Source organism: Methylophilus sp. QUAN, from assembly GCF_015354445.1.
Classification (GTDB): domain Bacteria; phylum Pseudomonadota; class Gammaproteobacteria; order Burkholderiales; family Methylophilaceae; genus Methylophilus.
Genome location: NZ_JADKYT010000003.1, coordinates 65,936 through 86,569 on the forward strand (window position 1 = coordinate 65,936; position 20,634 = coordinate 86,569).

Annotated in this window: 19 protein-coding genes and 1 tRNA gene; 11 read left to right on the forward strand and 9 right to left on the reverse strand. The window is 51.1% G+C overall.

Going from position 1 to position 20,634, the window contains the following annotated elements; genetic code table 11:
* Window positions 1-57 precede the first annotated feature (57 nt).
* Window positions 58-3,927 (reverse strand): DUF3683 domain-containing protein, encoded by a 3,870-nt coding sequence (locus INP79_RS12700; protein WP_194754641.1) that lies wholly within the window; start codon window positions 3,925-3,927, stop codon window positions 58-60.
* A gap of 95 nt (window positions 3,928-4,022) precedes the next feature.
* Between INP79_RS12700 and INP79_RS12705 the strand changes: the two genes are divergently transcribed.
* From INP79_RS12705 to INP79_RS12715, 3 genes are read left to right on the forward strand one after another with little or no spacing between them, the layout of a single operon-like run.
* Window positions 4,023-4,529, forward strand: a complete 507-nt coding sequence (locus INP79_RS12705; protein WP_194754643.1) for a peroxiredoxin — start codon at window positions 4,023-4,025, stop codon at window positions 4,527-4,529.
* Window positions 4,530-4,940: a CopD family protein gene (locus tag INP79_RS12710; RefSeq protein ID WP_194754645.1), complete on the forward strand. Its 411-nt coding sequence runs from the start codon at window positions 4,530-4,532 to the stop codon at window positions 4,938-4,940.
* A 4-nt stretch (window positions 4,941-4,944) separates the two neighbouring features.
* Window positions 4,945-5,691 carry a hypothetical protein gene (locus INP79_RS12715; RefSeq protein WP_194754646.1) on the forward strand — a complete coding sequence of 249 codons (747 nt, stop codon included), beginning with the start codon at window positions 4,945-4,947 and terminating at the stop codon, window positions 5,689-5,691.
* A 42-nt stretch (window positions 5,692-5,733) separates the two neighbouring features.
* Here the strand turns inward: INP79_RS12715 and INP79_RS12720 are convergent, their stop codons facing one another.
* A complete protein-coding gene (locus INP79_RS12720; RefSeq protein WP_194754647.1) occupies window positions 5,734-6,231 on the reverse strand; it encodes an SRPBCC family protein in 498 nt (165 codons plus the stop codon).
* A 150-nt stretch (window positions 6,232-6,381) separates the two neighbouring features.
* Between INP79_RS12720 and INP79_RS12725 the strand changes: the two genes are divergently transcribed.
* The 5 genes from INP79_RS12725 (at window position 6,382) to INP79_RS12745 (ending at window position 10,234) form a co-directional block, all read left to right on the forward strand.
* Entirely contained in the window at window positions 6,382-6,948 is a 567-nt protein-coding gene (locus tag INP79_RS12725) for a TetR/AcrR family transcriptional regulator (protein ID WP_194741629.1), read from the forward strand.
* An 83-nt stretch (window positions 6,949-7,031) separates the two neighbouring features.
* Window positions 7,032-8,000, forward strand: a complete 969-nt coding sequence (locus tag INP79_RS12730) for a carbohydrate kinase family protein (RefSeq protein ID WP_194754648.1) — start codon at window positions 7,032-7,034, stop codon at window positions 7,998-8,000.
* Window positions 8,001-8,068: 68 nt separating this feature from the next.
* On the forward strand, window positions 8,069-8,527 hold the full coding sequence (locus INP79_RS12735) for a glycine zipper 2TM domain-containing protein (protein WP_194754649.1): 459 nt from the start codon (window positions 8,069-8,071) through the stop codon (window positions 8,525-8,527).
* A 167-nt stretch (window positions 8,528-8,694) separates the two neighbouring features.
* Window positions 8,695-9,483 carry a GNAT family N-acetyltransferase gene (locus INP79_RS12740; protein ID WP_194754650.1) on the forward strand — a complete coding sequence of 263 codons (789 nt, stop codon included), beginning with the start codon at window positions 8,695-8,697 and terminating at the stop codon, window positions 9,481-9,483.
* Window positions 9,484-9,499: 16 nt separating this feature from the next.
* Window positions 9,500-10,234, forward strand: coding sequence for a 1-acyl-sn-glycerol-3-phosphate acyltransferase (locus INP79_RS12745; protein ID WP_194754651.1), 735 nt, complete (start codon window positions 9,500-9,502; stop codon window positions 10,232-10,234).
* 12 nt (window positions 10,235-10,246) lie between these two features.
* Here INP79_RS12745 and chrA read toward each other — a convergent pair whose 3' ends face one another.
* The 6 genes from chrA to INP79_RS12775 all read right to left on the reverse strand — a co-directional run bounded on the left by chrA (window position 10,247) and on the right by INP79_RS12775 (window position 16,846).
* Window positions 10,247-11,614: a chromate efflux transporter gene (chrA, locus tag INP79_RS12750; protein ID WP_194754652.1), complete on the reverse strand. Its 1,368-nt coding sequence runs from the start codon at window positions 11,612-11,614 to the stop codon at window positions 10,247-10,249.
* Between the two features lie 164 nt (window positions 11,615-11,778).
* Complete coding sequence (locus INP79_RS12755) at window positions 11,779-12,540, reverse strand: TSUP family transporter (RefSeq protein ID WP_194754653.1); 762 nt, start codon at window positions 12,538-12,540, stop codon at window positions 11,779-11,781.
* A gap of 14 nt (window positions 12,541-12,554) precedes the next feature.
* Window positions 12,555-13,394, reverse strand: a complete 840-nt coding sequence (locus INP79_RS12760) for a symmetrical bis(5'-nucleosyl)-tetraphosphatase (protein WP_194754654.1) — start codon at window positions 13,392-13,394, stop codon at window positions 12,555-12,557.
* A 78-nt stretch (window positions 13,395-13,472) separates the two neighbouring features.
* Complete coding sequence (locus INP79_RS12765; RefSeq protein WP_019883185.1) at window positions 13,473-13,976, reverse strand: cytochrome c5 family protein; 504 nt, start codon at window positions 13,974-13,976, stop codon at window positions 13,473-13,475.
* 149 nt (window positions 13,977-14,125) lie between these two features.
* Window positions 14,126-15,610: a choice-of-anchor I family protein gene (locus tag INP79_RS12770; protein WP_194754655.1), complete on the reverse strand. Its 1,485-nt coding sequence runs from the start codon at window positions 15,608-15,610 to the stop codon at window positions 14,126-14,128.
* A 96-nt stretch (window positions 15,611-15,706) separates the two neighbouring features.
* Complete coding sequence (locus tag INP79_RS12775) at window positions 15,707-16,846, reverse strand: sugar phosphate nucleotidyltransferase (protein ID WP_194754656.1); 1,140 nt, start codon at window positions 16,844-16,846, stop codon at window positions 15,707-15,709.
* Between the two features lie 158 nt (window positions 16,847-17,004).
* On the opposite strand from INP79_RS12775, the gene INP79_RS12780 reads away from it, so the two are divergent.
* Window positions 17,005-17,081 (forward strand) — tRNA-Arg (locus INP79_RS12780).
* A gap of 127 nt (window positions 17,082-17,208) precedes the next feature.
* On the opposite strand, the gene INP79_RS12785 is transcribed toward INP79_RS12780, so the two are convergent.
* Complete coding sequence (locus INP79_RS12785; RefSeq protein WP_194754657.1) at window positions 17,209-18,096, reverse strand: LysR family transcriptional regulator; 888 nt, start codon at window positions 18,094-18,096, stop codon at window positions 17,209-17,211.
* Window positions 18,097-18,227: 131 nt separating this feature from the next.
* Here INP79_RS12785 and INP79_RS12790 point away from each other — a divergent pair, with 131 nt between their 5' ends.
* A complete protein-coding gene (locus INP79_RS12790; protein ID WP_194754658.1) occupies window positions 18,228-19,466 on the forward strand; it encodes an MFS transporter in 1,239 nt (412 codons plus the stop codon).
* Window positions 19,463-20,596, forward strand: a complete 1,134-nt coding sequence (locus tag INP79_RS12795) for an alpha/beta hydrolase (RefSeq protein WP_194754659.1) — start codon at window positions 19,463-19,465, stop codon at window positions 20,594-20,596. The genes INP79_RS12790 and INP79_RS12795 overlap by 4 nt, the downstream gene beginning before the upstream one ends.
* Window positions 20,597-20,634 lie beyond the last annotated feature (38 nt).

The window sequence follows — 20,634 nt, forward strand, 5'->3', positions numbered from 1 at the left end:
GTAGCTGACACGGCTCGACCACTAACACAAACCCCGCTTGCGCGGGGTTTGTGTTGTTTACAGCAGCACTTTTTCAATGCCGCCGTTATTGGCTTTCTGGATATAATTTTCCATCCAGTTTTCACCCAGCACATGCTTGGCCATTTCCACCACAATGTAGTCGGCTTCAATACCAGTGTCATCACCGTAGCGTGACAAGCCTTGCAGGCAGCTTGGGCAAGAAGTCAGGATTTTGACTGGCTGCTCAGGAGCACCCACGGTCAAGCCCATTTTTTCCATGCCTTTTTCCAGCTCTTCCTGCTTGCGGAATTTGACCTGGGTCGCAATATCAGGACGTGCCGCGGCGAAGGTGCCAGACTCACCGCAGCAACGGTCATTCAGCGCCACGTCAGTGCCCATGAGCTTGTTAGTGACTTCCATCGGCTTGTAGGTCTTCATCGGCGAATGACAAGGGTCATGATACATATACCGTGTACCCGTCACGCCTTGCAGGCGCATGTCTTTTTCCATCAGGTATTCGTGGATATCGAGCAAGCGGCAGCCCGGGAAAATCTTCTCGAACTCGTATTTCTGCAACTGATCCATACAAGTCCCGCAAGACACAATCACAGTCTTGATATCCAGGTAATTCAGCGTATTGGCGACACGATGAAACAGCACGCGGTTATCCGCCGTAATCTCTTGGCCTTTGTCGTGATTGCCAGAGGCTGTTTGCGGGTAACCGCAGCACAGGTAGCCAGGTGGCAATACGGTGATCGCGCCTACTTCGTACAGCATGGCTTGCGTGGCCAAGCCGACGTTAGAGAACAAGCGCTCGGAACCGCAGCCTGGGAAGTAGAACACGGCTTCCGAATCCTCGGTCACTTTTTGCGGATTCCGGATGACCGGAATCATGGTGTCGTCTTCCACGCCCAGCATGGCGCGCGAGGTCTTGGACTGCATCTTCTTCGGCATCGGGCGATTAATAAAGTGAATCACCTGCGCCTTGATTTCAGGCTTGCCTACGGTCGCTGGCGGCGCTTTTTTATCCTTGAGCAGGCCAAATTTCTTGGCCAGGCTATTGGCAATATTAATCGCTTTATAGCCCATGCCTATCATGGTACCGCGCAGCAATTTAATGGTGGCCGGATCCTTGGCGTTCAGGTACAGCATGCCTGCTGCCGTGCCAGGGTTAAATTTCTTTTTACCTTGCTCGCGCAGGAAGTTACGCATCTTGACTGACACGTCACCGAAGTCGATATTGACCGGGCACGGCTTTTCGCAACGGTGGCAGACCGTACAATGGTCAGCCACGTCGTTAAACTCATCAAAATGCTTGAGTGAAATACCGCGACGCGTCTGCTCTTCATACAAGAAGGCTTCAATCAGCAACGAAGTACCCAGAATCTTGTTACGTGGCGAGTACAGCAAGTTGGCGCGTGGCACATGCGTAGAGCATACTGGCTTACACTTGCCGCAACGCAAGCAGTCAGAAATATCATCGGCAATCTCGCCAATGGCAGACTGCTCCATGATGATGGACTCTTGCTCCAGCAAACCAAAGCTAGGCGTATAGGCGTTTTCCAGCCCGGAACCCATTAACAATTTGCCTTTGTTAAAGTGGCCTTTCGGGTCTACCTTGTTTTTGTAAGCGGCAAAGGTATCAATGGTGGCCTGGTCCAGGAACTCCATTTTGGTGATACCAATACCGTGTTCGCCGGAAATCACACCATTAAGGCCTCGTGCCAAGTCCATCACACGTGCCACGGCGGCGTGTGCGTCCTGCATCATGCCGTAGTCATCGGAGTTGACCGGGATATTGGTGTGCACGTTACCGTCACCAGCGTGCATATGCAGCGCAATAAACACGCGGCTTTTCAATACGGTTTTCTGGATTTCGTCCAGTTTATCCAGGATTTTCTGGTATTCGCGGCCAGCAAAAATATCCGCCATCGGGCGCTTGAGCTCACGCTTCCAGGACACGCGCAGATCATACGACTGCACGGCACGGAACACGTTGTCATATTGCGAAAACGCTTTACCAAGCTCGCCCAGTACGGCCACAGGTTCATCCAGCGTATTCAACAGCAAACGCCATTTGGCACGCACGTCGCGCAATAATTGCAGCGCAATATTCTGCTTGGATTTCACACCTTCAGGGTCGGCGTTACCGTCTTCGTCCGGCTGCAATGGCAGGTCGCCAGACACAAACGCTTCCAGTTCATCGACCAGGCGCAATTTATTTTGAATCGACAATTCAATATTGATGCGCTCAATGCCGTCTGAATACTCACCCAGGCGTGGCAATGGAATCACCACGTCTTCGTTAATTTTAAAGGCGTTGGTGTGACGCGCGATCGCCGCTGTGCGTGAACGGTCTAACCAGAATTTTTTACGCGCCTCAGCCGAGACGGCAATAAAGCCTTCACCGTTACGGGCGTTACACATACGCACCACGGCAGACGCCACTTCACCAACAGCGTTTTCGTCATCAGAAGCGATATCGCACAACAACACCATTTTAGGGCGTTGCTGACGCGCAGCCTTGGTCGCGTAACCCACAGCCTTCACATAGCGCTCGTCCATGTGCTCCAGGCCAGCCATGATCACAGCTGGGTCTTGTTTGGCGGTCGCATCCAGGTAGTCTTTGATTTCAACAATGGCAGGCACCGCGTGCGATACATTGCCGAAAAATTCCAGCGCAATGGTACGCACGTGCTTGGGCATGCGGTGCAGAATAAAGGTCGCAGACGTAATCAGGCCGTCACAACCTTCTTTTTGCACGCCAGGCAAACCAGACAAAAACTTGTCGGTCACGTCTTTACCCAGGCCAACCTTACGGAAGCTAGGACCAGGAATTTCGAGAATCTCTGGCTCGGACAGCAGGTTCTTGAAGTCGATGTCGTAGCGGCTGATTTTAAAGCGCGCCATGTCGATGTCGTGAATCTTGCCCAGGTTATGGTCCAGGCGCTCCACTTCCAGCCATGTGGCGTCAGGCGTCACCATGCGCCATGAGGCGAGGTTATCCAGCGCGGTGCCCCACAGCACGGCTTTTTTACCACCGGCGTTCATGGCAACGTTACCGCCAATACAGCAGGCATCCGCAGAGGTTGGGTCGCAGGCAAATTCCAATCCGGCCGCAGTGGCTGCGTCCATGGCACGGCGTGTCACCACCCCGGCACCACACTCAATGGTGGCTACCTGGCGTGAGACACCCGGCAAGGTGCGCATTTGCACACCGGTGTGCTGATCCAGTTTTTCGGTATTGATGACGGCAGACAAAGGTGTCAACGGCACGGCACCACCGGTATAACCAGTACCGCCACCGCGCGGGATAATGGTTAACCCTAATTCGATACACGCACGTACCAGGTAAGAAATTTCGGCTTCTGTATCCGGGTTAATCACCACAAAGGGATACTCGACACGCCAGTCGGTCGCGTCGGTCACATGTGAGACGCGTGCCAGACCATCAAACTGCACATTATCTTTGCGCGTAAACTTGGTCAGTTTGGCCATGGCTTTTTTGCGCAAATCGGCGGTTTGCTTGAAGTCATCCGCAAATTTTTCTACCGCTTTGGTAGCTGCAGTCACCAGCTTCTGCACTTTGTCATTACCGCTACTGCGTTCATCAATCGCAGAAATTCGGTGATACAAGGCCTCGATCAGGGCTTTGCGGCGCTTGGGATTCTCCAGCAAGTCATCTTGCAGGTAGGGGTTGCGGGAAACCACCCACAGATCGCCCAGCACCTCAAACAGCATGCGTGCACTACGTCCCGTTTTACGCTCAGCGCGCAAGGCATTCAAAATGCCCCAAATTTCTTCACCCAGAAACCGAATGACAATTTCGCGGTCTGAGAAGGAAGTATAGTTGTACGGAATTTCGCGTAAACGCGTGAGAGGAGTAGAATTGTGCTTTAACAAATCTGCGTTAACAGGTGCGTTCATTGATAATTTATCAAAAACAAAAGCTAATTATACCACGCCACATTCGGCACAAACACGGTACAACGGCTAGGGTTTTTGAGTAATCAGGTTTTAAGATGTCTACATTCAAATCCAAATGTAAAAAATGGGTAGTACCACTGGTCGCATTAGCCTTGTTTGCGGGCCTGGCAGTTGCGGTGATGCAAAAGCCACAAGCCCCGGAAGTCACATTCACCACGTTAACTGGTGAAAAAATCAGCATGCAGTCACTACGTGGCAAAACCGTACTGGTCAACTTCTGGGCCACGGACTGCCCTGGCTGCATCAAGGAAATGCCAGAGTTGATCGACACTTACCAGCAATACAAAGACAAAAACCTGGTCGTCATTGCCGTCGCCATGCCTTACGATCCACCCGCCCAGGTTGCCAATTACACTAAAGAAAAAGCCCTGCCTTTTAACGTCATGCACGATGGTTACGGCGAAATGGTGAAGGCCTTTGGCGATGTCAACCTCACCCCAACGACCTTTATTTTTGACGCCCAGGGCAACCGCGTACAAAAAACCATAGGCGAACTCAACTTCCCCGAGCTGCGTAAACTACTCGACCAGAAAGCCAGCTAAATGTTGTGGGTGAAAGCGTTTCATCTCATTTTTGTCACCAGTTGGTTTGCCGGGCTGTTTTACCTGCCGCGCATTTACGTCAACCTGGCGATGGAGCAAGATCCGCAAGCTCAGGCACGCCTGCTGCTAATGGCACACAAACTCTACCGGTTTATGCAGCCACTGATGTTGCTAGCCTTGGCATTTGGGATTTGGTTATGGTTAGGTTACGGTTTCAAGGGCGGCTGGCTGCATGCAAAGCTGACCCTGGTGGCGTTACTGATAGGCTACCACCATGCCTGTGGCAGCCTGTTGAAAAAATTCAGCGCCCAGCAAAACCGCCGCGGCCATGCCTGGTTCCGCTGGTTTAACGAAGTCCCGGTACTGATCCTGATTGCCGTCGTCATCCTGGTCGTGACCAAACCGTTCTAAGCACATGCTGGACGCATTGCTGCAATCCGAATGGCTAATCCGCATGCTGGACAAATCCGGCAAGCGGGCCGTACACAGGTTACTGGCAGTATTCAGCATTCTCGACGACCTGCTGTCCAGCCCGATAGCGCAACCGCTACCTGACACGACAGCAACCCTCAATCCGCCAGACAGACTACAACATTACCTGAGCACCCAGGCACAACTGGCAGGAGCAAGGCTGCCGGACATGCTGGCCAATCAGTTGTATTTCATGGCACTCAGCGCCTGCCAGGAAAAGCTGCTACATCCACAATCCAGCGCACTGCAGCACGCCAGGCAAGCCGCGCAGGCACTGGTGGACGTACAAACCAGGCGCGAGATCAACTGGCTAGCTATCCGCAATTATGGCGTGGTGATGGCGACATTATTTTTTGGCCTCATGGGTGGATATTACTGGCATATGCAGGTCACCCCTACGCCTGTATTACAGGCAAAGTCACCGGAATACCCACCGACTGCACATCCGCTATCTCACGAAGCCAGCCCATCCGAAACTGCCGCCATTTACAGCCGCCTGGAAACCATGAAACACGGCGATTGCCGCCTGCTGGAAGCCATTCAACTGCCAGAACGACTGAAAAGTATCTATATCGAAAACATCATCAACGGCCATGTCACCACCAATCGCGACGAACAAGTACTCGTCAACCAGTTGCTCGACCAGGTGAAATGCAATTACACGCCCAAGCTGATGGTGAACTCCAAATAAAAAAGCCGTCGCAATCACGACGGCTTGATGAGCACTACTTAATTACTGGAACAATGTTTTCAGCTGGTTCAAACCACCATCATAAACGCCCTTGATGGCATCAGAGGCAGCCTTTTCATCGGCCGGTGCTTTAGGCAAGAAATGGCTTTCCCACACCACCACAGACTTGCCATCGCCATTGCTATGCACGCTCACAGTAGAGGCGTACTCATTCACCGGCAACACGCCATCAGTGATTTTGTATGAATAGCTTTTGGCTTTGGCGTTATAGGCGGTCAATGTTTCGTTGATTCTTCCGCCATCTTTCAAGGTTAATACACGCTTGGCACCGGCATTGTTGTTTTTACCGGAGACAATCTCGGTTTTGGCCACTGCCGGATGCCAGGCACCCAAATCGCCAAAGTCAGCGACTTTTTTCCAGACCACATCCACCGGCTGATTCAACTCAACCGACTTGACCACAAATAACGGCTCCGCCGCAAATACGCTGCCAGCAGTTGCCAAGAATGTTGCTAATACCAATGATTGTAGTTGACGCATGATGTTCTCCTGTTGTGATTGATTGACCATAAAACTATACTATACGGTATAGTATATTTAACATGATAATAAAAACTAAATCAATAGGATTTATTCCTTGCACCTTGGCTTACCTCTATACAAGGCGGTATAGAGTGCTATAATCAAAGCATGAATACTTTAAAGCAAAAGATTCTTCAGGTTTCCACTGACCTGTTTCAGACGCGTGGTATCAATTCCACCGGCGTGGACACGATTGTGGCCGTAGCCGGCACCACCAAAATGACGCTTTACAAGTATTTTGAAACCAAAGAAGAACTGATTCTGGCAGTGTTGCAGCAAAGCCATCAGGACTTTCAAAACTGGATGAATGAAAAACTGGGTGGCCTCGGCGGCAGCCCGAATGAAAAAATCCAGAAACTGTTTGAATTCATTGAAGAATGGGTGACTTCGCCCTCCTTCACCGGCATCGCCTTCATTAAGGCCTCAGCAGAATTCCCCAACGAAGAAAACCGTATTCACCAGCTGTCTTCACAGCAATCGCGCGAGTTCCGCCAATTTATTACCAAGCTGGCGCAAGACGCCAATATTAAAGATGCCGAAGGCCTGGCGCTGCAATTGTCCATCCTGTTTGAAGGTGCGGTGCAGGCCGAGCAAATCAAACGTGGCTCAGGCGCCATCAAATCGGCTAAAAAAGCCGCCAAAACCTTAATCGACATTGCCATCAAGCAATCCTGAGCCTCATCAGGCTTTCAGCACTTGCCAGCAGCCAGCCTGGCGGCAATAATAGCCTCACTTTCAATTAAAGACTTTAAGCGTTCATGAACATTCTAATTTGCGGCTCACTGGCCTACGACACCATCATGGTGTTTCCTGACCAATTTAAAAACCATATTCTGGCAGACAAAATCCATAAACTCAGCGTAGCCTTTTTGGTGCCGGAGATGCGCCGTGAATTTGGCGGCACCGCAGGCAATATTGGTTATAACCTGCAATTGCTGGAAGGCCAGCCACATATCATGGCCACCGTGGGCGATGACTTTGCCCCTTATCAGGCCTGGTTGGAGCAAAATAATATTGATCCACGGCATATCACCACCGTGGCAGGCACTTACACCGCACAGGCGTTTATCACGACCGATATGGATGACAACCAGATCACCGCCTTTCACCCAGGCGCCATGCAGCATGCGCACGCCAACAGCGTGAATGATGCGCGGGATATCAAACTGGCGATCATTGCGCCCGATGGCCGTGATGCCATGTTCCAGCACGCCAAAGAGTGCCATGATGCGGGCATTCCGTTTATGTTTGACCCTGGCCAGGGCTTGCCGATGTTTAATGGCGAAGAACTGCTGCACTTTATTGAAATGGCCGACTACCTGGCGGTGAACGATTACGAGTCCCAAGTCATCCAAGACAAAACAGGACTATCATTAGAGCAACTGGCGGCTAAAGTCAAAGCGCTGATCGTGACGCTGGGTAGCGAAGGTTCACATATTTATGCCGATGGTCAACGCCATGATATTCCGTGCGTTAAAGCAGAGGCCTTGGTGGACCCGACTGGCTGTGGCGATGCTTACCGTGCCGGCTTGCTATATGGCATTGTACGTGGTTGGGACTGGAAAGCCTGTGGCCGCCTGGCATCGACCATGGGGGCGATCAAGATTGCCAGCCGCGGCGGCCAGAACCACCAGCCAAGCCGGGCAGAAATTGAAAACATTTATAGCCATGCACTGGTGCAGGATGCGCTCAAAGAAGACCCATCCCTGCGCCAGAGTGCCAGCTAAACAATACATAGATATAAGTGATTGACGTTAAATAGTGAAGTGATGTGTGTAAATACTAGGAGAGAAAAATGACAACACGCGTATTAAAATGGATGGCTGTCGCAGTAATCACCGGGGTATTGGCGGCGTGCGCTAGCTCAAACTCTGGCAATGTGTATTCACGAGACGAAGCGCGTAAAGCACAAACAGTCAAAACCGGCGTGGTGGAAAGCGTGCGCTCCGTGAAACTGGAAGGCACCAAGTCACCTGTCGGGACCATTGCCGGTGGCGCCATTGGCGGTATCGCGGGTAGCTCGGTCGGCGGCGGCAAAGGCAGTGCGATTGCTGCCGTGATTGGCGCAGTGGCCGGTGGCCTGGCAGGCTCTGCCGCAGAAGAAGTGGCGACACGTAAAAACGCTTACGAAATCACAGTCAAGCTGGATGGCGGTGGTTTAGTCGCCATTGTGCAAGAGGCTGACGAGCAATTTAACGCAGGTGACCGTGTGCGTATTGTTGAAAACGGCGGCACTTCACGCGTATCGCACTAAGCACATAAATAGTTTCATTTAAAAGAGCGGCCATGGGTCGCTCTTTTTTATTTAGTGCATGCAGTTTATTAGTCACTGGCGGCGTCACACAACTGTCACACCAACGTCACCAATCGTTCATGTGACACTCCTAATATCTCGCTAAACCTCAACCAAGGAGTTGCGTGATGTTAGAACGCCATCTGCAAGAACACGGCACATACCAGACCGAGATTCAATCGCCAGCCAGCACCGCCCGTAAGCCAGCTTCAACCCTGAGCGTGGCACTGGCCACCAGCGCAGAAGAGATCATGGAAGCACAACGCCTGCGCTACCAGGTGTTTGCCGAAGAAATGGGCGCACAAATCAAAGGCCAGCAAGGGCTGGATGTCGATGGTTTTGATGCCTTTTGCGACCATTTGCTGGTACGCGACGATGCGACCCAGCAAGTGGTTGGCACTTACCGCATATTGAACCCGATGCAAGCCATGCTGGCAGGGGGTTACTACTCCGCTGGTGAGTTTGATTTAAGTCGCTTGGCCCCCCTGGCTGATCGTACGGTGGAAGTTGGCCGCGCTTGCGTACACGCAGACTACCGTAGCGGCGGCACCATCACCATGCTATGGGCAGGCCTGGCAAAATACATGATGGCGCGCCAGTATGAGTATATGATCGGCTGCGCCAGCATCTCCATGCACGACGGTGGCCATACGGCAGCGTCATTGTTTAACAACTTGCGTGACGACTATTTATCGCCTGCAGAATACCGCGTGTTCCCACACAATCCATTGCCGATTGACGCCCTGGATCAATCCCTGACCGTCACTTGCCCGCCACTGGTCAAAGGCTACTTGCGACTGGGTGCTTATATTTGCGGCGAACCGGCCTGGGACCCGGCTTTTAATACGGCAGATATGCTGGTATTGTTACCCCTGTCTCGAATGAATCCCAGATATGCTGCGCATTTCTTGAAATAACTTGCCACAAACTTCAATGATCGTTCGCGGGTGGCGCATCACCCGCATCACACTGCATGTCCTGACAGGTGTTACCTTAGCCGCCATTGTGCTACCGGTATGCAATCGCTGGATGCGGCTCGGCCTGATTCAATGGTGGTGCAAGCGCCTGCTGCACTGTTTTAACCTGCGCGTGACCACCAGCGGCGAATTACCCGATATCCGCACCCACGGCGTGTTGTTTGTGGCCAACCATATTTCCTGGTCAGACATCCATGCCATCAACAGCATCATCCCGGTGCGCTTTGTCGCCAAGCTGGAGATCAGAAACTGGCCGATCTTTGGTTACCTGGTCAGAAAGTCCGGCACCATTTTCATCAATCGTACACGTAACCGCGATGCGGCGCGCGTGGTGAATATTTGCAGCCATGCGCTCAAATTGAATGACAATTTATGCGTGTTCCCGGAAGGCACTACCACCGAGGGCCTGAGTGTACTGCCGTTTAAAAGCAGCCTGATTCAGGCGGCTATCGAGGCCAACACTAAAATCATCCCGGTGGCGATTCACTATCCGCTGCCTGATGGCCAACCGAACCTGGACGCAGCTTACGCTGGCGACACCTCGATCATCGAATCGATGAACGCCTACCTGAAAATGCAGCAACCGGCGGTGCACTTGCATTTTGGTACGCCGATTGCGGCCAGCGGACAATCACGACAACAGCTGGCTCAGCAAGCCCATGCGCAGATTACCGCAACATTATTTGGTTAAATGGCCGGCGCCCTAGCGCAGCCATTGCACCAGCATCCCCACCACTGCATACGCCGCGATCACGGCAATCACATTCAGTTTAAAGCGCGCTAACGCCAACCATGCCACAACGGCCAGGCCGATGGCTAGCCAGTCTATGCCAGGGAACCATGTGCTCTGCAAAAACACATGGTAAGCAAAAAACAGGGCCAGATTTAAAATCACACCGACCACGGCAGCAGTAATCGCGCTCAATGGGGCCGTGAGACGTACATTGTCACGTGTATTTTCAATCAGCGGCGCACCGCTAAAAATAAATACAAAACTGGGCAAAAAGGTGAAAAAAGTCACCACCGTCGCCGCTAAAAAGCCCGCCAGCAATGGCCCATCTGCTGCCAGCGCCTGGTTGAGCCAACCGCCAACAAAACCGACAAAGGTCACCACCATAATCAATGGGCCTGGCGTGGTTTCGCCCAGGGCCAGACCATCCATCATCTGCGCCGGGCTGAGCCAATGGTAATGATCGACCGCACCCTGATATACATAAGGCAAGACGGCATAGGCGCCGCCAAAAGTCAGCAAGGCCGCTTTGCTGAAAAACCAGCCCATTTGCGTCAACGCCCCCTGCCAGCCGAAGTGCCACCACAAGCCAGCCATCACCAATAGCCAGAGTACCACCCCCGTGACTGCAATGCGCACCATGCCCAGCCAGCTAAAACGCGCATGTGCCGGTGTAGGCGTATCATCATCAATCAGGGCACGGCCAAAATGCTGTGTGGCCGCACCATGCCCGCCCACGGTAAAGAGCGTTGGCGCCAGGCGCGCACCGATCAAGCCCAGGCCTGCAGCAGTCAATACGATCAGAGGAAACGGCAATTTGAACAGGAAAATCGCCACGAATGCCAAGGCAGAAATCGCCCACATGACGCGATTTTTTAGCGCGCGCGTGCCAATGCGATAAGCCGCAAACAGCACAATCGCTACCACCGCCGGTTTTATGCCGTATAAAGCGCCCGCCACCGTCGGTACGTGACCATAAGCCATATAGACCCAGGCCAGCAACACCAGCATAAAAAACGAAGGCAAGACAAACAACACCCCGGCGATCACGCCGCCCCAGGTGCGATGCATCAGCCAGCCGATATAGGTGGCCAGTTGCTGTGCCTCTGGTCCAGGCAACACCATGCAGTAATTAAGTGCATGTAAAAAACGTTTTTCCGAGATCCAGCGTTTTTGCTCCACCAGGTCGTGATGCATGATGGCAATTTGCCCGGCCGGGCCGCCAAAGCTAATCAACCCGAGTTTAAGCCAATACCAGAAAGCTTGCCTGAGCGACACTGGCGCAGGCGGCGTGTGTGTATCGGTGGGAGATGTCATATCAGAAGAAGAATGTGCGTGCATAAGGCCTCATTTCATAGGGGTATGCTCACGACTAAGCATGACCCAAGATTTGAGCAGTCCTTGGACGCAAGGCGTCTTGAAGCGGGGAGGCTGCTGAATCCCCAGTGCGCATCATAGCATATATACCGCACCCACAATGGTAGCCGACGCAGTCATAAGGCCTGTCAGCGCACATAGGCATCCACACCTGTTTTTAAAATGAGTAGTGAGACCACCAGCATAAAGACCCGACGCACCAATCCGGCGCCATGTTTGAGCGCCAGAGACGTTCCCAGCACGCTGCCCGCAATATTCGCCGCGGCCATCACCAGCCCCACCTGCCACCATACATGGCCCGTCGCCGCCAGCATCAGCAGTGCGGCAAAATTCGTGGTCGCGTTCAATACTTTGGCCGAGGCAGAAGCGTGTAAAAAGTCCTGCCCCAAGCAGCGCACCAGCAGAAAAATAAAAAAACTGCCCGTACCCGGTCCAAAAAAACCGTCATACCAGCCAATCAATGCGCCAATTACCAGTGCCAGCCACAAACGTGTTTTGGCGCTGTGTTGTGTCCTGCCATGTTGCAAGCCAAATTGGGGATATTTGAACGTATAAACCAACACCAGCAGCAATACCCAGGGCAACAGCTTGCGCAAGAACTGCGAATCCATCCAGGTCAGCGTCCACGCCCCCAGGCCAGACCCGGCAAACGCGAGCAGCGCCGCTGGGGCCAGCCAGCCCCACTCCAACTGTACACGACGACCATAACGCCAGGCGGCGACCGTGGTACCAAACACGCTGGAACATTTATTCGTGCCCAGTAATAATGATGGCGACGAGGCAGGATAAGTCGATAACAGTGCGGGCACCGACAGCAGGCCACCACCGCCGACCATCGCATCCATGACCCCGGCCACGAATGCTGCCACCACCACTAACCACACTTCCATCACAGGCGCACCAACTACTCGCCAACCGTGCCTGCTGGCCGGTCGCGCGGATCTAAGGGCACTTGGGTAAATGCACCTGTTTCCAGCGTATAAGCCGTCAACTGTCGCCCCCATAAACAACCTGTATCCAGGGCAACAACGCCCTCGCCTTGATACAAACCAAGGGCTGACCAATGTCCAAACAGAATGGTTTGGCTGGCTTGTGCAGATTGCCGTGCAGCCACTTTGAACCAGGGCTGATAGCCTGCCGGAATATCCTGCACCTCGCCTTTAAAGGCAAACTCCATTGCACCGTCATTATCCAGCAAGCGCATGCGCGTCAGGCCATTGGTAATCGCGCGCAAGCGATCAATGCCGGTCAAACGATTATCCCAGGCAGCCGGGTGGTTGCCATACATCTGCTGCAAAAAGTTTAAATAATCTGCTGACCGCAACACAGCCTCGACCTCGGCCGCCAGCGCCCTGGCCTCTGGCAAGGTCCATTGCGGATAGAGCCCGGCGTGCAGCATGGCAAAATCGTCTTCCAGCACCATCATCGGCTGTTGGCGTAACCAGCCGAGCAACGCTGCACCATCGTCGGCAGAGAACAATGCCGTCAGCGTATCAAAGCGATGCGGTGGCCGGATATGATGTGCCACGGCAATCGCGTGCAGGTCATGGTTACCCAGCACCAGCCGCACATGCTCGCGGTGCGTGTATACCCAACGCAGCACATCCAGAGAGCCGGTACCGCGATTAATCAAATCCCCCACCAGCCACAGGCTGTCACGGCCAGGCTGAAAGTCCACCTGCGCCAGTAAATGCATCAGGGAGTGGTAACAACCCTGGATATCACCAATTGCGTATCTCGCCATGGATTCTACTTTGCCAGAAAAACGAATTCACCAATAAAAAAGCCGCTTGAATCAAGCGGCTTCTCACATTCACAGCAATTACTTCTTCAAGCTGGCAGGATCAAACTTTGCACCAGCCTGATTTGCCATATAAGCCACGGCATCTGCCACTTCATGGTCGCTCAGGTCAGCCGCACCGCCGCGTGGAGGCATGCTGCGGATACCTTCTGTGGCGTGTTTCACCAAAGTTTCATAGCCTTGTGCAATACGTGGACCCCAGTCACCGGCGTTACCGATTTTTGGTGCACCCAGTGCGCCTACACCGTGACAGGCGACACAAGTGCCTTTCACAATCTCTTCACCACTTTTCTCAACGTGGGCACCCGCGGCTTCGGCCACTTCAATGGTCGCCACCGGTTTGATGTTTGCCACGACTTTTTGCTCGACTGCGTCAGTTTCTTCTTTGGAAGGTGCTGCTTTTTCACTGCCAAACACGCCAAACAGGTAAGCCAGTAACGAAACCAGCAAAGTAAAACCAACAATGGCACCTGGAATCGCAATAATTAACTCTTTAATGCTTGAACCTTGTTTGTAATCCGACATATCCGTATCCCGTTGCGTTAGAAAAAATATCCCCGCGATTATAACGCAGAACGACTACGCAGCAAACGCGCATACGGGCTTTTCCATGCGCCAAAAGCAAACAGCCGGGCATGTTGCCATGCCCGGCTGTTTATTGACAGAATGACCGATTATTTCTGACGGCGGCGCATCGCAGCCATCGCCACCAGGCCCAAGCCCAGCATCGCTGCAGAACCTGGCTCAGGTACCGCACTGATACGGAACAAGGAAGTCGTGTTGGAACCTTCGTTGGCAAATGCCAGGAAGATAGCGCCGTCTTTTTCAAATGCAACCAGGCCTTCTGGCGCCAGATCGCCATCAGACACGATCATGTCGATAAAGCTGACCTTAGTCGGGTCGGTAACATCAAACAGCGCAATCGCACCTTTCAGGGTTCTTTCCAGACCCACCGCCGCAATGGTACGGCCACCCAGCGTGAACAAATCTACACCTTCTGGCTCCACACCTTTGTCACGGCTACGGCCATCATCGTAAATGCCACGTGCAAACGCTTCTTTATCAAGGATGTCGCCACTGTCGTACACCAGGTTGCCATCGGCATCACGGATGCTGAAAGAGCGTGCGCCTGCTGCGTACAGATCGTCTGGAGATGAGTCTGTATTCGACACACGGATATTAGCCAATTCGCCAGTCGCGCCCAGTGAGCTTGCTGCAGAGCGGTCACCGTCATCTTCACGGAAATCGCCTTCGTTTGCCGTCACCAGGTAAGTCTTGCCAGCCACGTCGTAGGTCGCGATACCGTCAGGCATGTACAAGCCCTTTACGTTAGCGCTGATAAAATTAACGCTGCCATTATTGAGCGGGTCTATCGTGTTACCTGGCAAGCTGAAATCTTTCACGCCCAGGCCCACCACTTTTGTGAAAGAGTTTGTGTTCAGGTCCAGAATACCAATCGCGTTGGCTTCTTGCAGGGTGACATAGGCTTTGCTGCCATCGGCACTGACTGCAATATATTCCGGCTCGAAATCCATGCCGGTATTGGTACGTATATGGCTGCCAGAAGTTGGCACACCAGCCAAAGTGGCCGTCGCAGCCACAGTGCGGCTGGTCACATCAATAATCGTGACGCTACCGACCGGGTCATTGGCAGATGCGCCATACACGCGTGGTACGCTGTTGCCGATACGTGAACCATAGACATTTGGCGTGCCTTCGTTGGCGACCAGGATTTTGCTGCCATCTGGGGTGAATGTCAGCATGTCTGGCAATGCACCCACGGTAAATGTGTTGGTGCCTGCGGCCAGGCTTCTGCTGGAAGTGTCATACAACTGCACGATACCTGCATTGGTACGTGTATTGTTTTCAATGGCAAATGCAGCCATGCCATTGCGGATGCTCACGCTGTTGATACTGCCATAAGCACTGGTATCAATGCGTTGCAGCAAACTACCAGTGTTCGCATCCAATACGTCCACCCCTTTTACGCCCGCCACCCACAAAGTGTTGGTAGTCGCATCAAAGGCTGGGATTTCAGACAAATAGCCACTACCGCTGTGGGCAAATGTCCACTCTTTGCTAATCTGGTACGTTGTTGCCGCTTGTGCCATGCTCATGCTACCGAACAGCAAGCCCATCATTAAAGTCATTTTTTTCATGTGTTTACCCTCTCCTCAAAACTCCAGAGAGCATAGTCACCCAACATGACAAATCCTTGACGCTGGCATGTCAGAAACATGGCAGCGGACTACGTACTACAGTCTGGCATACGCGTAATTTTGCGGATAAACCACTTTCTCGCGCGCATCGGTCCAGATAATGTCGCAATTGTCATCATCCATATGCACCATGCGGCCATTGCGGTCGACACAATACTCGCCGCACACAATGCGGTCTTCAATCGCATAGCCCTGGGCAATACGCGTGTAATCAAACAAAATCGAGCGAATCACCGTGCTGTCGCGCTGGATATGGCAACCGGAGTTAATCCAGGTCGGGCCGACAATCCGGGTATTTTTATCAATGCGCGAGCCTGAGCCGATATACACCGGCCCCTCAATCTGCGTGTGCTCCCAATCAATATGCACATTCAGCCCCACCCACACACCAGGTTTGACCTGCTTGCCCGGAATCGGCATGGACGGGAAAAAACCCTGCATCATTTGCTGCATCACCAGCCAATAATCGCTCACCACGCCAATATCAATCCAGTTAAACGGATGCTGGATCGCGTAAAACGGCAGGCCGCGCTGCACCAACAAAGGAAACAAATCCGAGCCAATATCAAATTCGCTGCCGGAAGGAATCAGGTCTAATACTTCAGGTTCGAAAATATAAATCCCGGTACTCGCCCAGTTGGAGCGCGCCTCTAACTGACTAGGCTTCTCCTGAAAAGAAATGATACGGCCTTCATTATTAGTCACCACCACGCCATAGCCAGACACCTTATCCATAGGCACCTGCATGGTCACCAGGCTTGCCAGCGCCCCCTTCTCCTTGTGCTCTTTCACCGCACGCGTAATGTCGAGGTCAATAATCGCATCACCGCACAACACAATCGTCGTGTCGTCAAAAAAGCCGCTAAAGTCCTGAATCTTGCGCATGCCACCTGCGGAGCCCACCGCATGCGGCACAATCTTGCCATCGACAATATCGCCCTCAAACGAATAGCCAATATTCACGCCAAAGCGATGACCATCTTCAAAGTAATCCTGAATTTTCTGGTGCAGGTAACTCACATTCACCATGATATCGGCCACGCCATGCATGGCCAGATGCTCAATCAAATACGCCATCACCGGCTTACCCAACACCGGGATCATCGGCTTAGGCAATTCATAAGTCAGCGGCCGGACACGTGTGCCTTTACCCGCGGCCAAAATCATGGCTTTCATAGTGCAATACCCTTAAATAACTTAACGTTTACTGGCTAAGCATAGCCACGCACTATGACAACATTATTTCAGCAGCGTAGCTGCCAGGTGGACAAGAAGAGAAAATAGCCCGCAGGTGCGCCAAGCCAGCGCGACTTATTTGCTATAATGGCAGGATTGCGCCCGTAGCTCAGCTGGATAGAGTATTGGTTTCCGAAGCCAAGGGTCGTGGGTTCGACTCCCGCCGGGCGCACCAGTCAGAAAAGCAAAGCCAAGATAGTTGTCACTAGAGTGATGACTTGGCCGTAAAGGCCACTTTATGCTTCCATTTCAGGACGGACATTTTATGGTTCCGTCTCATTGGGCTGCGCAAAATATGTATATCATTTGAGTCGTAACGCATTTAACACTAAAGTAAAGGCAGGTGAAGGTTGTCGCCTACTTGGATAGTACAAATGGTATCCACCAAAAGTCGGACACCAATCCTCCAAAACCTTCACTAATTTACCTTCCCGTAACGGTTCTTCTATCTCATCTTCTGGAAGCAGGACTATCCCCAAACCCGCAATAGCAGCGTCAATTTGAGGGTAAACCGTATTAAATATTAGTTGACCATTAACCCGCACATTCAATTGCTGACTATCTTTGACAAAATCCCACACATATAAACCACCAGATGTCTCCATTCGCTGATTGATACAGTTATGGGTAGTCAATTCTTGAGGGCTTTTCGGAGGAGGATGTTTAGCAAAATAGCTAGGTGATGCCGCAACTACAAATCGAAGTGCGGGGCCAATCGGAATCGCAATCATATCCTTGTCTAAAGTAGCGCCAAGCCGAACACCTGCATCAAAACGTTCGCTCACAATATTTACTAAACCTAGATCGACATCAAACTCAATATTGATATCAGGATACTCTTCGAGTAAAGGGGCTAGTTTTGGTAATAGAATTGAGCGTAGCGAAGTTTCACCACAAGTGATCCGCACAGTACCTGCGGGTTTGTCACGTAATGCAGTCAAAGCATCCAGTTCAGTTTGAATATCATCAAATCTATATCCGATAGCATCAACCAAACGCTGCCCCGCTTCAGTAGTAGATACCCCTCTAGTTGTCCTTGTTAGAAGTCGGATATCTAACCTCTCTTCCAAACCTCGCATTGTCTGGCTAAGAGCAGATTGAGTAACGCCCAATTTGGCAGCTGCCTTAGTAAAACTCTTTTCTCTGGCAACCGTAACAAATGCCAGCAAATCATTCAAATTGCGCTTCATTGCCTCAAACAACCCCAATCATTTATTAGATTTTCTAATAAGCCATTTAAGCATTCATTATCTACCAATATAACTGAGATGTCTTCAGAATTGCATCTCAATCAATTTAGCCATTAATACAATCCAAATTTATGTCAGTGCCTGTTAGCAATTCAAAGAACTCTCCAAATGAGTCTCAAGGACAAGTGAACTCAGTTAATTATTGGGGTGGTGTATTTGCGATGAGTATGTGTGCCTTTGCGCTCGTAGCAGCCGAATTTATGCCTTTGAGTTTGCTAACGCCAATTGCATCGGACTTTCGAGTGACTGAAGGATTAGCTGGTCAAGCCATTTCTATCTCAGGAGTCTTTGCATTAGTGACAAGTCTTCTGGTTTCTTCTGCGGCTGGGAACATCAACAGAAAAACCCTCCTTCTAGGAATGACCGCAATGATGGCAATCTCAGGTGTCATTATTGGCTTCGCCCCTAATTATCCGATCTATATGCTTGGCCGCATTTTTATTGGAATTTCTATAGGTGGCTTCTGGACAATGTCTGCCGCAACAGCGATTAGGTTAGTAGATAAACATAAAGTCCCCAAAGCACTGGCAATTTTGAATGGTGGAAACGCACTAGCTACTGTTGTAGCCGCACCAATTGGAAGTTACTTAGGTGATCTTGTCGGATGGAGAGTGGCATTTCTTTGCTTGGTACCTACAGCTGTTATTGCATTCATTTGGCAGCTAGTCAGCTTGCCTAGCATGCAGGCAGTGCAAACAACAACAAATAAAAATGCATTTCTTCTACTCAAGCAACCGGCTATCGCATACGGGTTGATTGGCGCAAGTTTCTTCTTCATGGGTCAGTTCACTCTTTTTACGTATTTAAGACCCTTCCTCGAAACAGTCACGCATGTGCATGATCATCAGCTTTCTTACATCTTGCTGTTGATTGGAAGCATGGGATTTGTAGGCACGATCATTATTGGCTCGTTCTTAAGTCGTGGCTTTTATAAAACTCTAATTTCAATCCCACTGATCATGGCTTTAGTAGCAATGCTATTGATTGTGTTTGGAAATAGCTTATCCATGGCAATGGCGCTATTAGCGATTTGGGGATTGGTAGCAACAGCTGCGCCCGTTGGTTGGTGGACATGGGTGGCTAATACAATGCCCGCCGATGCTGAGGCCGGCGGCGGATTACTGGTCGCAATTGTGCAATTAGCAATTGGTTCTGGCTCTTTTCTGGGTGGAGTCATGTACGACTATAAAGGATTTGAATCCACCTTTTTATTGAGCATTGCAATGTTGGCTATCGCCGCATTTATGACACTACAAACATCTCGTCTTAACAAACTTCATCAGTCAACACACCAAAGGAATCATTTATGAAAACACTCCTAAGAAACAGTTTATTGCAGACAACGCTAATAGCCAGCATGGCCATCGCAATGAGCTCTCAAACAGCCTTAGCCAATTTATCACTTCCGTTGAAAGGAGATAAAAACGTGAAGTTAACTCAAAAATGGGATAAAACATTTCCGCAAAGTAGCTTAGTCGAGCACCAGAAAGTAACTTTTAAAAACAGATTTGGCATTACTTTGGTTGCTGATGTTTATGTGCCCAAAAAGCGCAGCTCTGGCAAGTTACAAGCTATCGCCATTAGCGGCCCATTCGGAGCGGTTAAGGAGCAATCATCGGGTGTCTATGCGCAAGAGCTGGCAGAACGTGGGTTCTTAACCATTGCTTTTGATCCTTCTTACACCGGTGAAAGTAGCGGTGAGCCAAGGAATATTGCTTCCCCAGACATCAATACTGAAGATGTCATGGCTGCTGTTGATTACCTGGGCTTATTGGACCTAGTAGATCGCAATAAAATTGGATTGCTTGGTGTTTGTGGTTGGGGCGGTCTAAACCTGAGTGCAGCGGCAGTTGATAAGCGTATTAAGGCTGTTGCAACGACCGTGATGTACGATATGTCCCGTATTTTGAGTCAAGGTTTTAACGACAGCTATACACCTGAACAGCGTACCAAGTTATTAGAGAATCTAAGTTACCAGCGCTGGGTAGACGCAGAAAATGGTAAACCAGCTTACGGTAGCCATGCCCCTAGTTTTGATAAAGCTGGCAATGTGGTTCGTGATGTGCGCACACTACCTGAAGTTTTACCTGAAAATGCTCACCCGATTACGGCAGAGTTCTTCGATTACTACAGAACAAAACGGGGATTCCATCAACGCTCGCCCAATTCAGCTGGCGCATGGTCAGTCACTACACCGATCTCGTTTATGAACTTTCCTCAGCTCACTTATATTAAAGAAATATCGCCACGACCAGTATTGATTGTCACAGGTGAAGTAGCTCATTCCAGATACTTCGCTGAGACCGCTTATAAAGAAGCCTCTGAACCAAAAGAGTTGGTAATTGTGCCAGGTGCTAATCATGTTGATTTGTATGACAAACAAAGCGGTAAGATTCCGTTCGACAAGTTGGAAGCATTTTTCAAAAGCAATCTGAAATAAATGTATCAATGCAGGGGGAGGCTTTCTGATGCCTCCCA